A 16,097-nucleotide genomic window follows, 5' to 3' on the forward strand; every position below is an offset into this window, starting at 1 on the left:
GTACATCATGCAAGACACCACCGCCCGCTCGATCGACAACGGCCTGAAGGACGCGAATGCCGACATGAAAGTCCTGGTCAAGGATGCGCAGTCGCTGCTGAGCGCAGCCGCTTCGCTGACTGGTGACAAGGCCGACGAGCTGCGTTCGCGCGGCATGGAACTGCTGGACCGCGCCATGGGCAAGGCCAGCCAGTACCAGGGTCAAGCTGTCGTCAAGAGCAAGGAACTGGCGCACACGGCCGATGTCTACGTAAAAGACAACCCATGGCGCACCGTCGTTGCTGCCGCCAGCGTCGGCCTGCTGGTCGGCATCGTCCTGGGTCGTAAATAACACACGTCGGAGAGCGCCATGGAAAAGACCGACACCGTTGTACATGGTCCCGGACTCATGGGCGGCATCTCCGGCCTGGCGAAGAACCTGTTCGGCCTCATCGTGTCCCGCGTGGAATTAGCGGCACTCGAGTTGTCGGAAGTGCGCAACCACGCGATTCAGTTGCTGGCGGTCTTCGCCGGCGCGATCCTCGCCGTGTGGTTCGCACTGGCCTACGGCACCGCGACAATCGTGGCGCTGGCCTGGGACGCCATGGGCTGGAAGATCCTGCTGGTGCTGTTCCTCGTGTTCCTCGTCATCACGGCTGTGCTGGTGATGCGCGGAATGGCGATGCTCAAGCAGGGCAAGCTCGCCTTCCCGGAAACGATGAACGAACTGCGCAACGACCGCGACGCACTGCTGTAAGCGTCTACCAGGGGAGGGAACATGGACAAGCATCATCATAACGACGAACCAACCGGCCTGGCCGGTCACAAGCACAGCCGCGACCCTGCAACCCGCAAGGCCGAGCTGCTGCGCGAGGGCGAGTTCTACCGTGCCGGGGTGGCGTACGCGCGCGCACAAGTGAAACACGGCGCGCGGCCCGAAGTCATGTTACATTCTGCTTTCGACCACGCGACATGGGCACTGCGGGCCAGGGCTGATGCTCTGCTGAAACCCACGGGCACCAGCATCTCGGTCCTGATGCCGTACGGCCTGGCTGTCTTCAACTTCGTGCGCCAGCGGCGCATGGGCAAGCAGGCGCTGGCAGGTGCGGTACTGCTGGGTGTAGTAGGCTGGTTCATGCAGAAGCGCCGGGCAGCACGCGAAGTATCCTGAGCACGGCCGCGTTGCATGCGGCTTGCCCGGGGCGCGCAACCCGTTTGCGCTCCTGGCAAGCCCGATCCTCGCGGCGTCGACGAAAGAATATGGTGGGGCTTGAGCGGCGTCGCAATCCTTGATTGGGCGCCGTCTTTTTTTGCCGATGGCCTGCAGGCTGGCTCAGCGCCCCACCGTGGTATTCCCGGCGGCTGCGGCCTGTCCCGCGCCGGCGTTGGCCGTGCTGCCGGAACCTGTGCTGCCGGCGCCCGCGCTGCCCGCGTTGCTGGAACCGGCATTGCTCGAACCCGCGCTGCCGGCGCCAGCCTGCACCGGCGCCTCGGCGCGCACCGCTTTCATTTCGCTTTGCCAGGTCGCCTGGGCAGTCTTCAGGCAAGCCTGGCGCTCTGCCGCAGGCCCCGCCTTGCAGGCATTCTTCGCTTCGTCCAATGCCGCGCCGATTTCCTTGGTGCGCGTACGCAGGCGTTCCTGGCGCGTCGTGTCTTCCTTGTACCAGCGCACCGGGTCGCCCTGGGCGATCTCGCGCGCCTGCTTGCTGGCCGCGGCCGGCGGCACGTTGGCGTCGGTGCTGGCCTGGGCCAGGGCGAGGGGTGCGGCGGCGGCGAGGCAGGCGCCGAGCATGGCGCGTCCGGCGATCGTTCGAAGCTTCATGATGACCTCCACAAAGAATGCGGGCCGGCGCAGGCCGGCCCGTGGGCGTTTCGACAATGAGGGAGCCGGGGAGCGCTCCCGGATACGGTCTTAGTAGCGGTAGACGCGGCCGTCGACCAGGCGCACGCGGTTACCCACGCGCAGGTCGTAGACGCTGTCCTGGACCACGGTGCGGTATTCGCCGTTGTCCATGCGCACGTTCACCTGGTACATCTCCTGGCCATTGCCGGCATTCCGGTTGCGCTCGACATTGTTGCCGATGGCGGCACCCGCCACGCCGCCGGCCACCGTAGCCGCCGTACGGCCGCTGCCGCTGCCGACCTGGTTGCCCGCGAGGGCGCCGATCAGTGCGCCGGCCACGGCGCCGCCGCCGCTGGTGCGGTTCTCGGCCTGGGTCACCTGGATCGACTCGATCGTGCCGTAGCCCATCGAGGCGGTGTTGTTGTAGCCGCTGTTGTAGCCATTGTTGCCGTACGAAGGGCCGTTGCTGGCGCAACCGGCGAGGACGGCGCTGGCTGCGACGACCGCAGCTGCAAGGGTGCGGGTAGCTTTCATATTGTTCTCCTGGCAAATGATGTATGGCCAGAATAGGCAGTGCGGGGCAGGGGGTCTGTGCGATGACGCACTCACTGTTGCCGAGTTGCTAATGCTGAGCAGTATCACGCTGTTGTGTTCGACACCGTACAGAAATACCCGGTCAAGGAGCGTAAAACATCATCTGTGTTGACAAATAGAGCACAAACGGAGCACTCGAAGAACATGACGATAAGAATGAAAAATACGCATGCCCTGCTGATCCTCGGCGCCGCCCTGTTGTGGGTCGGCCATGCCCGTGCCCAGGCCGTCACGACGCCGGCCACGCCGGCCGCCACCGCGGCGGCAAGCGCGAACACGACGCCGGTACCCGACGCCGAGACGGCCTACGAACGGGCGCGCGACACGGCCGCCGCCAACTACAAGGCGGCGCGGGCGCGCTGCGACAGCCTGAGCGGCAACCCGCACGACGTGTGCGAGGCCGAAGCCAAGGCCGAGCGCGTGCGCACCGAGGAAGAAGCCGGCGCCGCCTACAAGAACACCCTGAAGGCCTATACCCAGGCCCGCATGCGCATCGCCGACGCCAACCATGCGCGCGACAAGGCGCGCTGCGGCGCGCTGGCAGGCAACGACCGCGACGTGTGCATCAAGCAGGCCAAGGCGACCCTGGTCGCCGCCCAGGCCGATGCCACCGCGGACCGCAAGATGATCGAGGCGCGCAGCAATGCGCGCGAAGACAAACTGACGGCTGAATACCGGGTCGCACTGCAGAAGTGCGATGCGTTTGCCGGCGCGGCGAAGGACCAATGTGTCCAGGCCGCAAAAACCGCGTACGGCAAGTGACGTACCGGCCCGCTCGCAGTGAGCAAGCAGTAAACATACGACGCAGTGAATATTTTTTGACCAACGAAAGAAAGGGATACATCATGAAAATCACCCAACGCCTGGCCACCGCTGTCTTCACCGGCGCACTCGCCTTCACCATGGTCGGTTGCGCTTCCGGCCCGCAAAAGGAAAGCGCCGGCGAATACGTCGACGACAGCGTCATCACCGCCAAGGTGAAGGCTGCCTTCGCCGCCGACTCGAACGTCAAGGCAACCGAAATCAATGTCGAAACCTTCAAGGGCGACGTCCAGCTGTCGGGCTTCGTGTCCGATGCCGGCGATGCGCAGAAAGCCGTCGCGATCGCCCGCGGCGTGAAGGGTGTAAGCTCGGTCAAGAACGATATCCGCGTGAAGTAATCCACGCAGCCGGGGCGGCGCGGTCCGGCGACTAACATTCGGCAAACACATGCAACTCGCCAGACCGGGCTCGGCAGCAGCCGAGCCAAACCATTCCGCCGCCCCCGAGGGAACTCCGGCATTCGCGGCAGACGCCGTCAGGCCGGACTCCCTCGAGCCGTCTTCTCCCGGCCATCCGCATCATCCCGACGACCTGGCCCTGCATGCCGGCGGCCTGCGTCTTCCCGTCCATGTGAACGCCCGAGGGCTGTCGCTGGGCATCCTGGCCACCGTGGCCTTTGTCTTCGCGCTGCAATGGGCGCAAAAATTCTTCGTGCCGCTCCTGCTCGGCATCTTCATCGCCTACACCCTGAGTCCGGTCGTGCGCTGGCTCGAGCGCCTGCGCATCCCGCGCCTGATCGGCGCCACCATCGTCACCGGCGTGCTGCTGGGCGGCATGGGCGCGACCATGTACCGGTTGCAGGACGAATTCTTCAACATCCTCGACGAACTGCCGACGCTCACGCACAAGGTGACCAAGCTCGTCACCAGCGCCACCGGCGGCGAGGGCTCGACCATCCAGCGCGTGCAAAAGGCCGCCGCCGAGATCGAGCAGGCCACCGCCAACGTCGGCGCCAACCCGCGCCTGATCCAGCGCCGCCCCACGGTCGCGGCCCAGCACTCCTCGAGTTTCCGCATCACCGACTGGCTGCTGGCCGGCTCGGTCGGCCTGGCTTCCTTCGTCACCCAGTCGACCATGGTCGTGTTCCTCGTGTTCTTCCTGCTGCTGGCCGGCGACACCTTCAAGCGCAAGCTGGTCAAGCTGACCGGGCCCTCGCTCACGCGCAAGAAAGTGACCGTGCACATCCTGGACGACATCAACACCTCGATCCAGAACTACATGTTCATGCTGCTGGTCACGAACATCCTGCTGGCGCTGCTGATGTGGGTGGCGCTGCGCGCCATCGGCCTGGAAAACGCCGGCGCCTGGGCCATCTTCGCCGGCGTGGCCCACATCATGCCTTACTTCGGTCCCTTGCTGATCACCTCGGCTACCGGCCTGGTGGCCTTCATGCAGTTCGAGTCGCTGCGCATGGTGATCCTGGTGGCCGGCGCCTCGATGGGGATTGCCACCCTGGTCGGCATGGTCGTCACCACCTGGATGACCGGCAAGATCGCCAAGATGAACCCGGCCGCCGTGTTCGTCAGCCTGCTGTTCTGGGGCTGGCTGTGGGGCATGTGGGGCCTGCTGCTCGGCGTGCCCGTGGTGGTGGTGCTGAAGGTGGTGGCCGAGCGCGTCGAGGGCATGGAAGCCCTGGCGGAGCTGCTCGGGGAGTAGGGTGGGTTCTCGAACCCACCACAACAACCGATCCCGAACGAACGTCTTCCTCGATCCAACAAACAAAAACAGCCGCGACGCAGCGCGGCTGTGACACGTGCAGGCCAGGCGCTCAGCTCATGCGCTTGACCTTCTTGGCCCCGGTCTCTTCCTTCGGCTTGTGCCGCAAGCTGCCCAGCTGCAGCGCGTACTGGCGCGCGAACTCGGCGCCGAGGAAGAAGATCTGCGCCGAGTAGTACACCCAGAGCAGGAGTGCGATCAGCGAGCCGGCCGCGCCAAAGCTGCTGGCCGCGCCGCTGTTGCCGATGTACAGGCCGATACCGTATTTGCCCAGCGTGAACATGGCTGCCGTGCCGAGCGCGCCGATGGTCACGTCGTGCCAGGACAGGTGGACGCGCGGCAGCAGTTTGTAGATCGTCCCGAACAGGGTGGCGATGACGAGGAAGCTGATGCAGGAGGAAATCCAGCCGACGATGATCGACGCTTCCTTGTACATGCCGCCGAAATAATTTTCGACCACGGCCATCGCCGCGCTCACGACCAGCGACACCATCAGCAGGAAGCCCAGCACCAGGATCAGGCCGAACGAGAGCAGGCGCGTGCGCACCGTGTCCCACCAGCTGGCATCCTTCGGCGGCGGCACGTCCCAGATCTCGTCCAGGCTGTCCTTCAGCTCGGCAAAGACCGAGGTGGCGCCGACCAGCAGCAGCACGGTGGCGATGATGGTGGCCATCAGGCCGCTGTCCTTGTTGCGGGCGCCGGCCAGGATTGCCTGGATGGTATCGGCGCCTTGCGCCCCGACCAGGCCGCGCAATTCATTGAAGAGTTGTCCCTGCGCCGCTTCGGCACCGTAGAAAAAGCCGGCGATCGCGATCACCAGCACCAGGATCGGCGCCAGCGAGAACAGGGTGTAGTAAGCCAGTGCGGCGCCCTTGCTGGCGGCGCGGTGCTCCAGCCATTCGCTGACGGCGCACTTCATCACATGGATGATCTGGCGTGAATATGGGAACCATTGTTTGACGGCCATACCGGATCTCCAAAAAAGGGAAAAAGAAAAAGGGGCACGAGGCCCCTTGAGCCGGACGTCCTGGGACGTCCGGATGAAGGGGCAATGTCGATCTCATTGCCCCTGCCGGCTGACCGGATTACTGCACGCGTTTTTCGATCGTGATCTGCTCGACTTCGACGCGGCGGTTCGGTTCCAGGCACTTGATCAGGTCTGCACGTTTCTTGTCGTTGCACTCGACGACAGGATTCGCTTCGCCCTTGCCGATGGCGTTCAGGCGGCTACCGTCGATGCCCTTGCTGACCAGGTAGTCACGCACGGCGTTGGCGCGGCGCTCCGACAGCTTCTGGTTGTAGCTGTCCGAACCCAGGCGGTCGGTGTAGCCGGTGATGTCGACGTTGGTGATGCTGGTGTCGGCTTGCAGGGCCATGGCGATCTCGTCCAGGCGGGTCTGTGGCATGCGCAGCTCAGCCTTGTCGAACTGGAACAGTTCGGTTGCCGACATCGTCACTTTTTCGAAACGTGCTGGCGGTGGTGGCGGCGGAGCGACCGGTGCCGGTGCCGGAGCCGGGGCTTCGACGACTGGTGCTGGAGCCGGTGCCGGTGGTGCTGGCGGCGGGTTGAACGCGTAGTTCAGGCCGACGGTGACGTACTTGTTGTTGCTTTGTTCGAAGCCGTAGCGTTCGTCGTCACGCAGGAAGCCGCGCACCGAACGGATGTCGGCCTGCAGCGACCACTGTGGGCTCAGGCTTGCCTGGAAGCCGATACCGGCGGTGGCATATGGCGAGTTCTTGCTGACGAAACGCTGAGCGTTTTCAACCTTGTCGCGCTCGGCGCCGACGCCGAACAGGATGAATGGGCGGAACTGTTTACGCGACAGCATCAGCAGCGCATCGACACCGACCAGGGTCTGGCGATAGCGTGCAGCACCGTCTTCGGTACGGACCTGGGTGGCACCGATCTGGATGTCCCAGTACGGGTGCACGGCCTTACCGAACTTCAGGCCGCCGCCCCAGTCCTTGTCGTCCACGCCGAAGTTGCTGTCAGGCTTCATGCCGACAACGCTAGGCTGGATGTACCAGGACGGGTTAATGATCTCAGACGCTTCTTGAGCCAGCGCGGTGCCGGCGGCGCAGAGCATTGCGACGGCCAGGGCGATCTTCTTCGAATTATTCACAGGAAACTCCCATAAGTTGAAAAGGTAGGGTGACATCGCGTGCCTTGACAGTGATGTTGGAGTGAAGAATACGAGGCCGAGTTCCGGAGGGTCCGTGCGCTAGCGCACCTATGAGTACTGCTGAGTGACAAAACCGCAACGTTGACAGCTTGATTTCACATTTGCTCTATATAGAGGGAAAGCGGATTTAACTTAATTGGAGGAAACTTTCTAATTTCTTCATGATCCGTTGTAATCGTACAACAAACGCGATTTTTCTCGAGTTCATTTGATTTTTGACAAGTTCCATGCTTGTCGAAATTCTTCATGGAATTTTACCAATGTGGGCTGGCGCACAGACCGGACAGTCTGACGCAGGCAATCTTGTGGCCAGTTAAGCGGAACCCAAGGTGTTGTCAGGGTGTCAGACAGACACACAGCGACCCGGACCACACAGTCTCTCTCTATCTCAACGGAGTACACCAACATGCATGCAACGACCCATCACAACGCGGTGCAAGGCGAACACGGCGCAGTGCACACTTCCAGCAACTCAGCGCTGATCGAACGCGTGCCGCCCCAACCGACCGAACGCGCCCCGATTTCGTTGGCGCCGATCGAGCGTGTGCGGTCTACCTCGGCCACCCAGCGCCGGATCGAGAACATGCAAAAGCTCATCAACGAACTGTCGACCCATGAGATGCTCGCCGACGAGATCGCATGGTTCCTGAAATTCTCGCCGTCCGGCGCCCGCAAGTACATCCGCGACCTGCGCGAAGCCGGCGTCATCGAACTGGCCCGCTACATCGAAGGCACCGCCACCTACCTGGGCAAGGCCGTGTACCAGATCTGCCCCGACCAGGAACGCGTGAAAGCCTTCCTGGCCGCCATCTGCCAGCCGAAGCGCGAAGGCGCCGCCCCACGCAAGGAACGTCCTGGCCTGCGCGAGCAGAGCATGGCCGGCAGCGGCCGCCACTTCCACATCCTGGCCGACGACACCCACTACGCGATCCGCGTGAACCGCAGCCCGGTCGCCCGCGATCCGCTGGTCGCCGCCCTGTTCGGCCCGGCACCTGGCCAGGTTGGCAAGTAACGCGCTCCGGCGCCTGCCGGAAGTGCGCAGCGGTGGAGACCCGTGGCGCCCTTCCTGAATCGACGATCGCTGTCGTCAAGTAAACGCCGCCCAGTGCGGCGTTTGCCGTTTACATCGAGTGGTTGGTCATTGCCGGCCAGTTGAAAACCTGCCAACAAGCCCCACCTGCGGCGGATATCCTGATAACAGAAAGGAACCCCATGCTGCCGAGTGCCGAATCGCTGGAAGGCAAACCAGTACCGAGTGTCACGTTCAAGATCCGCCCGAACGACGTCTGGCAAGACCTGGGCAGCGACGAGCTGTTCAAGGGCAAGACCGTTGTTGTCTTCGCGCTGCCCGGTGCCTACACGCCTACCTGTTCCTCGACCCACCTGCCGCGTTACAACGAACTGGCCGCCGTGCTGCACGATAACGGTGTCGACGAGATCGTCTGCATCTCGGTCAACGACGCCTTCGTGATGAACGAATGGCGGCATGGCCAGGACGCGGACGCGATCACCTTCATCCCCGACGGCAATGCCGACTTCACGCGCGGCATGGGCATGCTGGTCGACAAGCGCGATCTCGGTTTCGGCCAGCGCTCGTGGCGCTATTCGATGCTGGTGCGCGACGGCGTGATCGAGAAGATTTTCATCGAAGAAGAGGGCGACGACGATCCCTTTGCCGTGTCCGATGCCGACACCATGCTCAGGCACATCAACCCGCAGGCCGTGGCGCCGGAACCGATCGTCATGTTCTCGCGCCCCGGCTGCCCGTTCTGCGCACGCGCCAAGGCGGCGCTGGCACGCCACCGTTTGCGTTTTACGGATATTTCCCAGAGCCAGAAGATCAATATCAGTGTGCTGCGCGCCGTGAGCGGGCACATCACCTGGCCCCAGGTCTTCATCGGCGGGCGCCTGATCGGCGGCGCCGACGAGCTCGATGCACACCTGGCCCAGCGCACGGCGGCCGCGTGAGAGGCCCTGCTTTATCGGGCAAGGTGTGCGGCAGCGTGCTTGCGGGCACGTCGGGCAGCTTGATGGATGGCTTGTTTGACAGCTTATTCGACAGCTTATTCGACAGCTCATTTGACAGGACGCGCTGATGGAAGCCCTGCTGACCGTTTCCGCACTCGTGGCCGCGGGCCTGCTGGCCTGGGCGATCCCGCGCTGGCGCCTGCACCGCGCGCTGGCCCGGCCCTTGCCGCAGGAGGCGCTGGACACGCTGGCGCGCAATGTCGAGCAATACGGCGGCATGGACGCCGCCCAGCGCACCCGCCTGGAGCGCCTGGTGCGCCGCTTCCTGCACGAAAAGACCTTCGTCGGCTGCGCCGGCCTCGAGATCACCGACGAAATGCGGGTGACCATCGCCGGCCAGGCCTGCCTGCTTCTGCTCGGCACCAGGGGCGAGCTGGTCTACCCGACCCTGCATTCGGTGCTGGTCTATCCCGGCGCCTTCCTGGTGCCGCGGCGCCAGGTCGACGAAGCCGGGGTGGTCAGCGAGGAACGCCAGGATTTGCTGGGCGAATCCTGGGGCGACGGGCGCGTGATCCTGTCCTGGGACCACGTGCGCCGCAGCGACAACGAGGAGCCGCCTTCGCATAACGTCGTGCTGCACGAGTTCGCCCACCAGCTCGACAGCGAATCCGGCAGCACGAACGGCGCGCCCTACCTGGGCAGCGCCGAGCGCTACCGCAGCTGGTCGGAAGTGCTGTCGCGCGACTTCGCCGCCCTGCGCCACAATGCCTGGTTCGGCCAGCAGGGGGTGCTCGACCATTACGGCGCCACCAATCCGGCCGAGTTCTTCGCGGTGGCCACCGAGGCCTTTTTCGAGCAGCCGCACCGCCTGGCCGAACGCCACGCGGCCCTGTTCGAGGAATTCCTGAAGTATTACCGGGTCGATCCGCGCGCCTGGAGCGCGCCGCCGGCGCCCGTGCCGGACTATGGCATGGTGTACGGGCAATGGCAGTAGACATGTCCTGGAGCGCGAGGCGCCCCAGACTACGTGCGTTTGCGTACAGATTGAGCAGCCCAGCAGGAGCATCCTGTTGTCATTACAGACGCAGGAGAATCCCATGTCTACCATCATTGCAGGACACTTCGAACTCCAGGACGAGGTCGACGTCGCGCGCCGTGCCCTGGCCGAGGCCGGCTTCAGCCAGGAGCGCATCAGCGCGTTCTACCTGAGCCAGGCCGGCCAGCACGACATGACCCCGATCGGCGGCGACAACCTCCATTCGCCGGGCGCCAAGGAAACCCCGACCGGGGTGGTGCAGGGCGCGGCTACCGGCGGCGCCATTGGCGCGGCCGTCGGCACGGCCACGGTGCCGCTCACCGGCCCGGCCGGCCCGATCGTCGGCGGCCTGGTCGGCGCCCACGTCGGTTCGCTATTCAGCTTTTCCAAGATGAAGGAAGCCGGCGAGCACGAGGAGGGCGGGCGCGCGCCGGTCGAGCAGCGCAAGGCGGGCATGCTGGTGGCCGTCGCCTTTGACGATGCCGGCGACGAGGGGCGCGCCGTCGAAGTGTTGCGCAAGCTGGGTGCGGTGCAGATCGAACGGGCGCGCGGGAACATCGTGGATGGCGACTGGGCCGATTTCGACCCATCGCAGCCGCCGGATATTGTGCACTGAGCCTTCACCGAGCGTTCACCGGGCGTTGACCCGAGAGTCAGCGAACCTGTTTTCGGGCGCACCGCAAGCGCGCCGTTCAGTATATGCATTTGATCCAGCTCAATGTCTACGAGAACCGCGCTCCTAGACATGTTTGTTTCGGCCGCTTGGCCGTCGACAAGGGTTTTTAGTAGTTCCCGGTAATTTGTCTGAACATACGCAATCTTATCCAGGATGGATAAGATTGTTCTCCTCACGACCACACGTGAAAGCACTTGTATTGTGGTCTTCTGCCCAGCTGAGCGACAGGCGCAGTCATCTGAACCAAAAACTGATCGACGGTGTCAAATAGGGGTTAAAGGAGGCGCGATGATCTTGGCCCATCGTATTCGGATCGACCCCAATAAGGTGCAGGCAACGTATCTGGCGCGTGCAGCCGGGACCGCCCGGTTTGCCTACAACTGGGCCCTGGCCGAATGGGGACGGCAATTCGAAGCATGCAAACTCAACGCAGCCTTGCCCAAACCAAACGAAGCGGCGCTGCGACGCCAGCTCAACGCCATCAAGCGCACGCAATTCCCGTGGATGCTGGAAGTGACGAAGAATGCGCCCCAGATGGCGATCATGCAACTGGGCCGCGCTTTCCAGAATTTCTTTGAAAAACGGGCGCGCTACCCGAGGCTCCGGCGCAAGGGCATCAACGATCGGTTCACATTGACCAACGACCAGTTCCAGGTCGATGGGAAACGCATCCGTATTCCGAAACTAGGATGGCTAAGGATGCGTGAGACCTTGCGCTACGCAGGACGGATTGTCTCTGCGACCGTTTCACGCACGGCCGACCACTGGTATGCCAGCATCAGCATCGACATCTCCGACGCGCAGATGCCGCTAGCTGAAAACCAAAGCGCGGTTGGCATCGACTTCGGAGTGAGGAGCCTGGCCACTTTGTCGACGGGAGAAAAAGTGGCTGGAACCAAGGCATTGCGAACCTTGCTGGATCGCCTGCGTCGTCTGTCACGCGCTCTGTCGCGCAAGGTGAAAGGCTCGTGCAATCGCAAGAAGACAAAAGCCAGACTGGCTCGCTTGCACGCCAGGATCGCCAACGTGCGCGCGAACGGCTTGCACCAGCTCAGCGCAAGTATCACCCGGCGCTTTCACACCATCGGCATCGAGGATTTAAACGTCAAGGGCATGCTCGGCAACCGCTGCCTGTCACGTGCGATAGTCGACATGGGCTTTGCCGAACTGCGCCGCCAGCTCGTGTACAAAGCGCAGCGGCGCGGTGGCCAGGTGATCGTCATCGGTCGCTGGTACCCCAGCAGCAAGACCTGTTCGTGCTGTGGTTGCAAGTTTGATGCACTCAGCCTCGATGTACGCCAGTGGACCTGCCCTGGATGCGCAACGCTGCATGACCGCGATGTCAACGCGGCAATCAACCTGAGAAACATGGCGGTGAGTTCCACCGTGTCGGCCTGTGGAGGGGAAGGCGCTGGCCCTGTGCTCCATGTGCAGAGCGAAACCGGCCCCGGTGAATCAGGAATCCAACAGAAAAGTTAGCGATGGCTAGCTTTGCGTAAGTTTGGAAGAACGGCTACCTGCGCACGAAGATGGTGAGCGCCGTGCCGGCCGAGATCATGCAGACGAAAATCCTGCCGCAGATTCCGGTGGGGCGCCTGGGCGAGTCCGACGAAGTGGCGGCCCTGGTCGCCTACCTGGCATCGGAGGCGGCCGGCTTCGTGACCGGCGCCGACATTGCCATTAATGGCGGCCAGCATATTCGCTGACTGCGCCTAGCGTTTCTCGAAGCGCGTCTGGCAGGCAATGCACAGGCGCGCTTCGGGGCGGGCCTGCAGGCGCGAATAGCCGATGTCGTTGCCGCATTCCTCGCACAGGCCGTAGCCGCCGTCCTCGAACTTGGCCAGCGCCTGGCGCAGCACCTGCATCTGGGCCGCATTGTGCCCGGCCGCTTCGAGCGCGAGGTCGTTCAGCAGGCGCACGGTGGCCTTGTCGGCGGGCGAGGTTTCGACTTCGGACACGGGCAGGTCGCGCCCGCCCGCAGGGGGCGATTCGGCAACGTCGTTCAGGCCGTTGAGCGCCGCAAGACGGGCCTCGAGGGTGGCGCGCAACTGCGCCAGCTGGCCTTGGTCGAGGGTGGCCATGGCAGGGGCGTGCATTCAGGACCGCAGCGCGGCAAGGCGTTGCGCAGGCTGCATGCTGGCCTGAAGCAAAGGAAAGCGGTCCATTGCGCACTCCCCGGTGATGGTGTGGGGACAGTGTAGCGCGATGCGGGCGGGAAGAACATGGGCGCACGCGTGCGCCCGCTGCGGCGGCCCGGGCGGCTGATGTGCCGCGGGCGCTTGAAGTGGATCGGATGGCTGAGCGGCTCAGGCGGGCTTGCTGGCCGGCGTCTTGCTGGCCTCGATCGCCGCCATGTGTGCGCGGATCTTGTCGAGCGCGCCAACGATGGAGGCGGCCTGTCCGGTGGCCGCGGCGCCTGCCAGCTGCAGCAGGCCGCCGACCAGGCCGGTGATGTCGCCGATCAGGGTGATCTTGCGGATCTTTTCCGCCGCTTCGGTGGTCAGGGCGATCACGCCGCGCTGCGATTTGCCGAGCGACTTCACGGTGTAGGTGGCGGCGTCGGCGTACAGGCCGTTGGCGCGCTGGCGCAGGATCACTTCGTCCTCGAGCAGGGCGCGGGCGGCGGCCTGTACCGCATCCGGTACGGTACCGCCCTGGTAGGCGCGGATGTCGCGCATGATGCGATCGTGCAGCTGGTCTGCGCAGGCGGACAATTGATCCGCCAGCTCGACGATCTGCTGGACGCTGGCCAGGCCGCCGCCCTGGTCCGTCGCCGGGGCCGCCGCACCCGCCATGGCCGGGGCTGCCGTAGCGGATGCCGCGCCGCCATCCATGGCCGCGTCCGGTGCCGCATCGGGTGCCGCACCCTTGTCCCTGGCCGCGCCGGCGGCTGCCCCATTCTCGTTTTCCATCGCATCTCCTTCGGATCAGTCGCTCGACAGGCCGTCGCGGATCATCCGCAAATCCCGCGCGTAATTGCCCAGCATGCGGCGCACATCTGCCTCGGACAGCTTGTGCAGGTTCTCGCGCAGCTTCTGGTGGCCGAGCGCGACTTTCGTCAGGCCCTGCAGCGCCAAGTCGTAGCGGCGGTCGATCAGCTTGTATTCGCTGGCCTTGTTCAGGTAATGCACCTTGGCCAGGGTGACCAGCATGCGGTCGCCGGTCTTGTTGTTAAACGGCAGCTCGACGTCGAAGATGCCGAGGATGGTCTTCTTTTCATTTTCGTTGGTCTTGTAATACAGGCGGGTGAGCGAGATCATGGCCTCCAGCAGCACCTGCACGTCGGCGTCGCCGTCGCGCACCATGGTTTCCACGCTGCGGTTCTGGTAGCCCGAGGCGATCACCCGGGTCAGCAGGCGGGTCAGGCCGGTGTAGGCGGCGATATGACGCTGTTGCAGGCCGGATTCGGTGTTCGCCTTCAGCCCGTTGCCGAGGTCGTCGATGCGTTCCGACAGGTCGTAGCGGGTGTCGCCGGCCAGCAGGCTCAGGGTCTGCATGTAGAGCACTACCGCCTTTTGCACGCTGACGAAGTCCTCGTACACGGCGCGGCGCTTGGCATCGTTCTCGCGCGCCAGCTTGTCGGCGGCGGCAGGCAGGTAGGGCTGTTCGCGCTCGTAGGTGTCGCGGTAGCGGCGCGAGAGCTCGGCATAGCCGCCCAGGCGCGCCGAGGCGTCGGCGAATTCGCGCACCTCGGTCAGGCTGACGGGACCGTTGGTGGCCGCACAGCCGCCCAGGAACAGGCTCAGGCCCAGTACGGCGGTGGCGACGAGACGGGAAGTGTTCATCGGGTCCTTTCGAACGGCGAAGATGCCGGCCGGAAAGTACCCATTCTGGCAAACGCCGTCTACCGCGGCGTTGCAGTTGGTCAACTCATTCGCTGACGGTGTTGCGCCTTACGCGACCTTGGCCAGGTCGAAGTGGGGATTCTCGATGATGCCGAACAGGTTGCCGTACGGATCGCGGATGGTGGCGACCCGGATGCCGTCGCCCACGTCTTCCAGCGGCGACTCGACCGTGGCCCCGAGCCCTTCCAGGCGCGCCACCTCGGCCCCGGCGTCAGGCGTGCCCCAGTAGGCGGTGGCGCCGGCGCTGCCGGGCACGCCGTCGGGAACCAGACCCAGCTCGAAGCCGCCGACCTCGAAGCCGACGTAGAAGGGCTGCTCGAAGTAAGGCGCCTTGTCGAGCACGCGGCGGTACCACTCGGTGGCCTCGGTCAATTGCGTGACGGGGTAGATGACGGTGCGCAGTCCCTGGATCATGGCGGTCCCTTTAGTTGATTTTGGAACAATCGTGCATCAAGCCGCGGGGCTTGTCCAGCTCTACCTTTTCTGACAGCCGGTCAGCCCGCCAGTTCCGTACGCCAGCCCAGGCCTTGCGCGGTATCGCCTTGCGGGTTGTATTCGCAGCCGATCCAGCCGCCGTAGCCGAGTTCGTCCAGCAGGCGGAACAGGTAGGGGTAATTGATCTCGCCGGTGCCCGGTTCGTGGCGGCCGGGCACGTCGGCCAGCTGGATGTGGCGGATTAGCGGCAACAGGGTGCGCAGGCTGTTGGCCAGGTCGCCCTCCATGCGCTGCATGTGGTAGATGTCGAACTGCAGGAACAGGTTCTCGGCGCCGCATTCCTCGATGACGGCCGCGGCCTGGCGCGAGCCGGTGAGGAAGTAACCGGGCATGTCGCGGTCGTTGATCGGCTCGATCAGCAGGGCGAGGCCTTTTTCCTTCAGTCTAGCGGCGGCGAATTGCAGGTTGGCGACATAGGTGGCGTGGGCGCGTTCGTGCGGCACGTTGGGCGGAATCTTGCCTGCCATACAGTGCAACTGCTTGACGCCGAGTTCTTCGGCGTAATCGAGGGCGAGTTCGACGCTGTCCTGGAATTCGCCGATGCGGCGCGGATCGCAGGCCATGCCGCGGTCGCCGGCCGCCCAGTCGCCTGGCGGGAAGTTGTGCAGGACCGGTTGCAGGTTGTAGCGTGCCAGGCGGCCGGTGATCCATTCCGGCTCGCAGGCGTAGGGGAAGAGGAATTCCACGGCATCGAAGCCGGCCGACCGCGCGGCGGCAAAGCGGTCGAGGAAGCTGAGCTCGGGGAACAGCGTGCTCAGGTTGGCGGCGAATCGTGGCATGGCGGGTCCCGGATGTTGACAGCCCGCTATCGTAGCATTCGGGGTGAAAAGTTGCCGGGGTGGGGCAATCGTGTGGGAGGGGGCATTTTTTGCGGTGGCGCTGGCAACCGTACGGTGGGCACGCCGTGCCCACGCGGAAGCGGGCATGGTGATTGCATGCT

General features: G+C 64.3%; 20 protein-coding genes and 1 pseudogene. 12 read left to right on the forward strand and 9 right to left on the reverse strand.

Annotation, left to right across the window (positions count from 1 at the left end; translation table 11 throughout):
- The first annotated feature begins 7 nt into the window (after positions 1-7).
- Genes ACWYRN_RS17735 through ACWYRN_RS17745 form a run of 3 tightly spaced genes read left to right on the forward strand, consistent with a single transcriptional unit; the run spans position 8 to position 1,150 of the window.
- Entirely contained in the window at positions 8-331 is a 324-nt protein-coding gene (locus tag ACWYRN_RS17735) for an ElaB/YgaM/YqjD family protein (protein ID WP_305822713.1), read from the forward strand.
- Positions 332-349: 18 nt separating this feature from the next.
- Positions 350-736, forward strand: a complete 387-nt coding sequence (locus ACWYRN_RS17740; RefSeq protein ID WP_488688878.1) for a phage holin family protein — start codon at positions 350-352, stop codon at positions 734-736.
- A 21-nt stretch (positions 737-757) separates the two neighbouring features.
- Positions 758-1,150 carry a hypothetical protein gene (locus ACWYRN_RS17745; protein WP_488688879.1) on the forward strand — a complete coding sequence of 131 codons (393 nt, stop codon included), beginning with the start codon at positions 758-760 and terminating at the stop codon, positions 1,148-1,150.
- Positions 1,151-1,312: 162 nt separating this feature from the next.
- On the opposite strand, the gene ACWYRN_RS17750 is transcribed toward ACWYRN_RS17745, so the two are convergent.
- Both ACWYRN_RS17750 and ACWYRN_RS17755 read right to left on the reverse strand, forming a co-directional pair.
- On the reverse strand, positions 1,313-1,801 hold the full coding sequence (locus ACWYRN_RS17750; RefSeq protein WP_488688880.1) for a hypothetical protein: 489 nt from the start codon (positions 1,799-1,801) through the stop codon (positions 1,313-1,315).
- Positions 1,802-1,891: 90 nt separating this feature from the next.
- Positions 1,892-2,356, reverse strand: a complete 465-nt coding sequence (locus ACWYRN_RS17755; protein ID WP_229439609.1) for an outer membrane lipoprotein — start codon at positions 2,354-2,356, stop codon at positions 1,892-1,894.
- 216 nt (positions 2,357-2,572) lie between these two features.
- On the opposite strand from ACWYRN_RS17755, the gene ACWYRN_RS17760 reads away from it, so the two are divergent.
- From ACWYRN_RS17760 to ACWYRN_RS17770, 3 genes are all read left to right on the forward strand, one after another.
- Positions 2,573-3,178 carry a hypothetical protein gene (locus ACWYRN_RS17760; protein WP_488688881.1) on the forward strand — a complete coding sequence of 202 codons (606 nt, stop codon included), beginning with the start codon at positions 2,573-2,575 and terminating at the stop codon, positions 3,176-3,178.
- Positions 3,179-3,261: 83 nt separating this feature from the next.
- Positions 3,262-3,576, forward strand: a complete 315-nt coding sequence (locus tag ACWYRN_RS17765) for a BON domain-containing protein (protein WP_229439611.1) — start codon at positions 3,262-3,264, stop codon at positions 3,574-3,576.
- A 49-nt stretch (positions 3,577-3,625) separates the two neighbouring features.
- Positions 3,626-4,894: an AI-2E family transporter gene (locus ACWYRN_RS17770; RefSeq protein ID WP_488688882.1), complete on the forward strand. Its 1,269-nt coding sequence runs from the start codon at positions 3,626-3,628 to the stop codon at positions 4,892-4,894.
- A 112-nt stretch (positions 4,895-5,006) separates the two neighbouring features.
- On the opposite strand, the gene ACWYRN_RS17775 is transcribed toward ACWYRN_RS17770, so the two are convergent.
- Both ACWYRN_RS17775 and ACWYRN_RS17780 read right to left on the reverse strand, forming a co-directional pair.
- Positions 5,007-5,921, reverse strand: coding sequence for a YihY/virulence factor BrkB family protein (locus ACWYRN_RS17775; protein WP_488688883.1), 915 nt, complete (start codon positions 5,919-5,921; stop codon positions 5,007-5,009).
- Between the two features lie 118 nt (positions 5,922-6,039).
- Positions 6,040-7,077, reverse strand: coding sequence for an OmpA family protein (locus ACWYRN_RS17780; RefSeq protein ID WP_229439615.1), 1,038 nt, complete (start codon positions 7,075-7,077; stop codon positions 6,040-6,042).
- A gap of 466 nt (positions 7,078-7,543) precedes the next feature.
- Here ACWYRN_RS17780 and ACWYRN_RS17785 point away from each other — a divergent pair, with 466 nt between their 5' ends.
- From ACWYRN_RS17785 to ACWYRN_RS17810, 6 genes and pseudogenes are all read left to right on the forward strand, one after another.
- On the forward strand, positions 7,544-8,149 hold the full coding sequence (locus tag ACWYRN_RS17785; RefSeq protein WP_488688884.1) for a winged helix-turn-helix domain-containing protein: 606 nt from the start codon (positions 7,544-7,546) through the stop codon (positions 8,147-8,149).
- Positions 8,150-8,349: 200 nt separating this feature from the next.
- Positions 8,350-9,105, forward strand: coding sequence for a glutathione peroxidase (locus tag ACWYRN_RS17790; protein WP_488688885.1), 756 nt, complete (start codon positions 8,350-8,352; stop codon positions 9,103-9,105).
- Positions 9,106-9,232: 127 nt separating this feature from the next.
- The gene (locus ACWYRN_RS17795) at positions 9,233-10,099 is read left to right on the forward strand and encodes a M90 family metallopeptidase (protein ID WP_488688886.1); all 867 of its coding nucleotides are present in this window, start codon (positions 9,233-9,235) and stop codon (positions 10,097-10,099) included.
- 103 nt (positions 10,100-10,202) lie between these two features.
- Positions 10,203-10,757 carry a hypothetical protein gene (locus ACWYRN_RS17800; protein WP_488688887.1) on the forward strand — a complete coding sequence of 185 codons (555 nt, stop codon included), beginning with the start codon at positions 10,203-10,205 and terminating at the stop codon, positions 10,755-10,757.
- A 348-nt stretch (positions 10,758-11,105) separates the two neighbouring features.
- Entirely contained in the window at positions 11,106-12,296 is a 1,191-nt protein-coding gene (locus ACWYRN_RS17805; protein WP_488688888.1) for an RNA-guided endonuclease InsQ/TnpB family protein, read from the forward strand.
- Between the two features lie 32 nt (positions 12,297-12,328).
- Positions 12,329-12,523, forward strand: a pseudogene (locus ACWYRN_RS17810) (SDR family oxidoreductase); the annotation flags it as partial.
- A gap of 6 nt (positions 12,524-12,529) precedes the next feature.
- Here ACWYRN_RS17810 and ACWYRN_RS17815 read toward each other — a convergent pair.
- The 5 genes from ACWYRN_RS17815 to hyi form a co-directional block, all read right to left on the reverse strand.
- The gene (locus ACWYRN_RS17815; protein WP_488688889.1) at positions 12,530-12,898 is read right to left on the reverse strand and encodes a TraR/DksA family transcriptional regulator; all 369 of its coding nucleotides are present in this window, start codon (positions 12,896-12,898) and stop codon (positions 12,530-12,532) included.
- 225 nt (positions 12,899-13,123) lie between these two features.
- Complete coding sequence (locus tag ACWYRN_RS17820; RefSeq protein WP_488688890.1) at positions 13,124-13,729, reverse strand: hypothetical protein; 606 nt, start codon at positions 13,727-13,729, stop codon at positions 13,124-13,126.
- Positions 13,730-13,744: 15 nt separating this feature from the next.
- Positions 13,745-14,602: a hypothetical protein gene (locus ACWYRN_RS17825; protein WP_488688891.1), complete on the reverse strand. Its 858-nt coding sequence runs from the start codon at positions 14,600-14,602 to the stop codon at positions 13,745-13,747.
- Between the two features lie 108 nt (positions 14,603-14,710).
- Positions 14,711-15,076: a VOC family protein gene (locus ACWYRN_RS17830; protein WP_488688892.1), complete on the reverse strand. Its 366-nt coding sequence runs from the start codon at positions 15,074-15,076 to the stop codon at positions 14,711-14,713.
- 80 nt (positions 15,077-15,156) lie between these two features.
- On the reverse strand, positions 15,157-15,936 hold the full coding sequence (gene hyi, locus ACWYRN_RS17835; protein ID WP_488688893.1) for a hydroxypyruvate isomerase: 780 nt from the start codon (positions 15,934-15,936) through the stop codon (positions 15,157-15,159).
- Between the last annotated feature and the right edge of the window lie 161 nt (positions 15,937-16,097).

Source organism: Massilia sp. BAP21 (genome assembly GCF_057801335.1).

Excerpts from the sequence above, each read along its gene's own strand:
- ACWYRN_RS17765 (WP_229439611.1), top strand. The coding sequence starts at position 3,262 with ATGAAAATCACCCAACGCCTGGCCACCGCTGTCTTCACCGGCGCACTC.
- ACWYRN_RS17800 (WP_488688887.1), top strand. The coding sequence starts at position 10,203 with ATGTCTACCATCATTGCAGGACACTTCGAACTCCAGGACGAGGTCGAC.
- ACWYRN_RS17760 (WP_488688881.1), top strand. The coding sequence starts at position 2,573 with ATGAAAAATACGCATGCCCTGCTGATCCTCGGCGCCGCCCTGTTGTGG.
- hyi (WP_488688893.1), bottom strand. The coding sequence starts at position 15,936 with ATGCCACGATTCGCCGCCAACCTGAGCACGCTGTTCCCCGAGCTCAGC.
- ACWYRN_RS17755 (WP_229439609.1), bottom strand. The coding sequence starts at position 2,356 with ATGAAAGCTACCCGCACCCTTGCAGCTGCGGTCGTCGCAGCCAGCGCC.
- ACWYRN_RS17805 (WP_488688888.1), top strand. The coding sequence starts at position 11,106 with ATGATCTTGGCCCATCGTATTCGGATCGACCCCAATAAGGTGCAGGCA.
- ACWYRN_RS17830 (WP_488688892.1), bottom strand. The coding sequence starts at position 15,076 with ATGATCCAGGGACTGCGCACCGTCATCTACCCCGTCACGCAATTGACC.
- ACWYRN_RS17785 (WP_488688884.1), top strand. The coding sequence starts at position 7,544 with ATGCATGCAACGACCCATCACAACGCGGTGCAAGGCGAACACGGCGCA.
- ACWYRN_RS17745 (WP_488688879.1), top strand. The coding sequence starts at position 758 with ATGGACAAGCATCATCATAACGACGAACCAACCGGCCTGGCCGGTCAC.
- ACWYRN_RS17820 (WP_488688890.1), bottom strand. The coding sequence starts at position 13,729 with ATGGAAAACGAGAATGGGGCAGCCGCCGGCGCGGCCAGGGACAAGGGT.
- ACWYRN_RS17750 (WP_488688880.1), bottom strand. The coding sequence starts at position 1,801 with ATGAAGCTTCGAACGATCGCCGGACGCGCCATGCTCGGCGCCTGCCTC.
- ACWYRN_RS17790 (WP_488688885.1), top strand. The coding sequence starts at position 8,350 with ATGCTGCCGAGTGCCGAATCGCTGGAAGGCAAACCAGTACCGAGTGTC.
- ACWYRN_RS17825 (WP_488688891.1), bottom strand. The coding sequence starts at position 14,602 with ATGAACACTTCCCGTCTCGTCGCCACCGCCGTACTGGGCCTGAGCCTG.
- ACWYRN_RS17770 (WP_488688882.1), top strand. The coding sequence starts at position 3,626 with ATGCAACTCGCCAGACCGGGCTCGGCAGCAGCCGAGCCAAACCATTCC.
- ACWYRN_RS17815 (WP_488688889.1), bottom strand. The coding sequence starts at position 12,898 with ATGGCCACCCTCGACCAAGGCCAGCTGGCGCAGTTGCGCGCCACCCTC.
- ACWYRN_RS17740 (WP_488688878.1), top strand. The coding sequence starts at position 350 with ATGGAAAAGACCGACACCGTTGTACATGGTCCCGGACTCATGGGCGGC.
- ACWYRN_RS17775 (WP_488688883.1), bottom strand. The coding sequence starts at position 5,921 with ATGGCCGTCAAACAATGGTTCCCATATTCACGCCAGATCATCCATGTG.
- ACWYRN_RS17795 (WP_488688886.1), top strand. The coding sequence starts at position 9,233 with ATGGAAGCCCTGCTGACCGTTTCCGCACTCGTGGCCGCGGGCCTGCTG.
- ACWYRN_RS17735 (WP_305822713.1), top strand. The coding sequence starts at position 8 with ATGCAAGACACCACCGCCCGCTCGATCGACAACGGCCTGAAGGACGCG.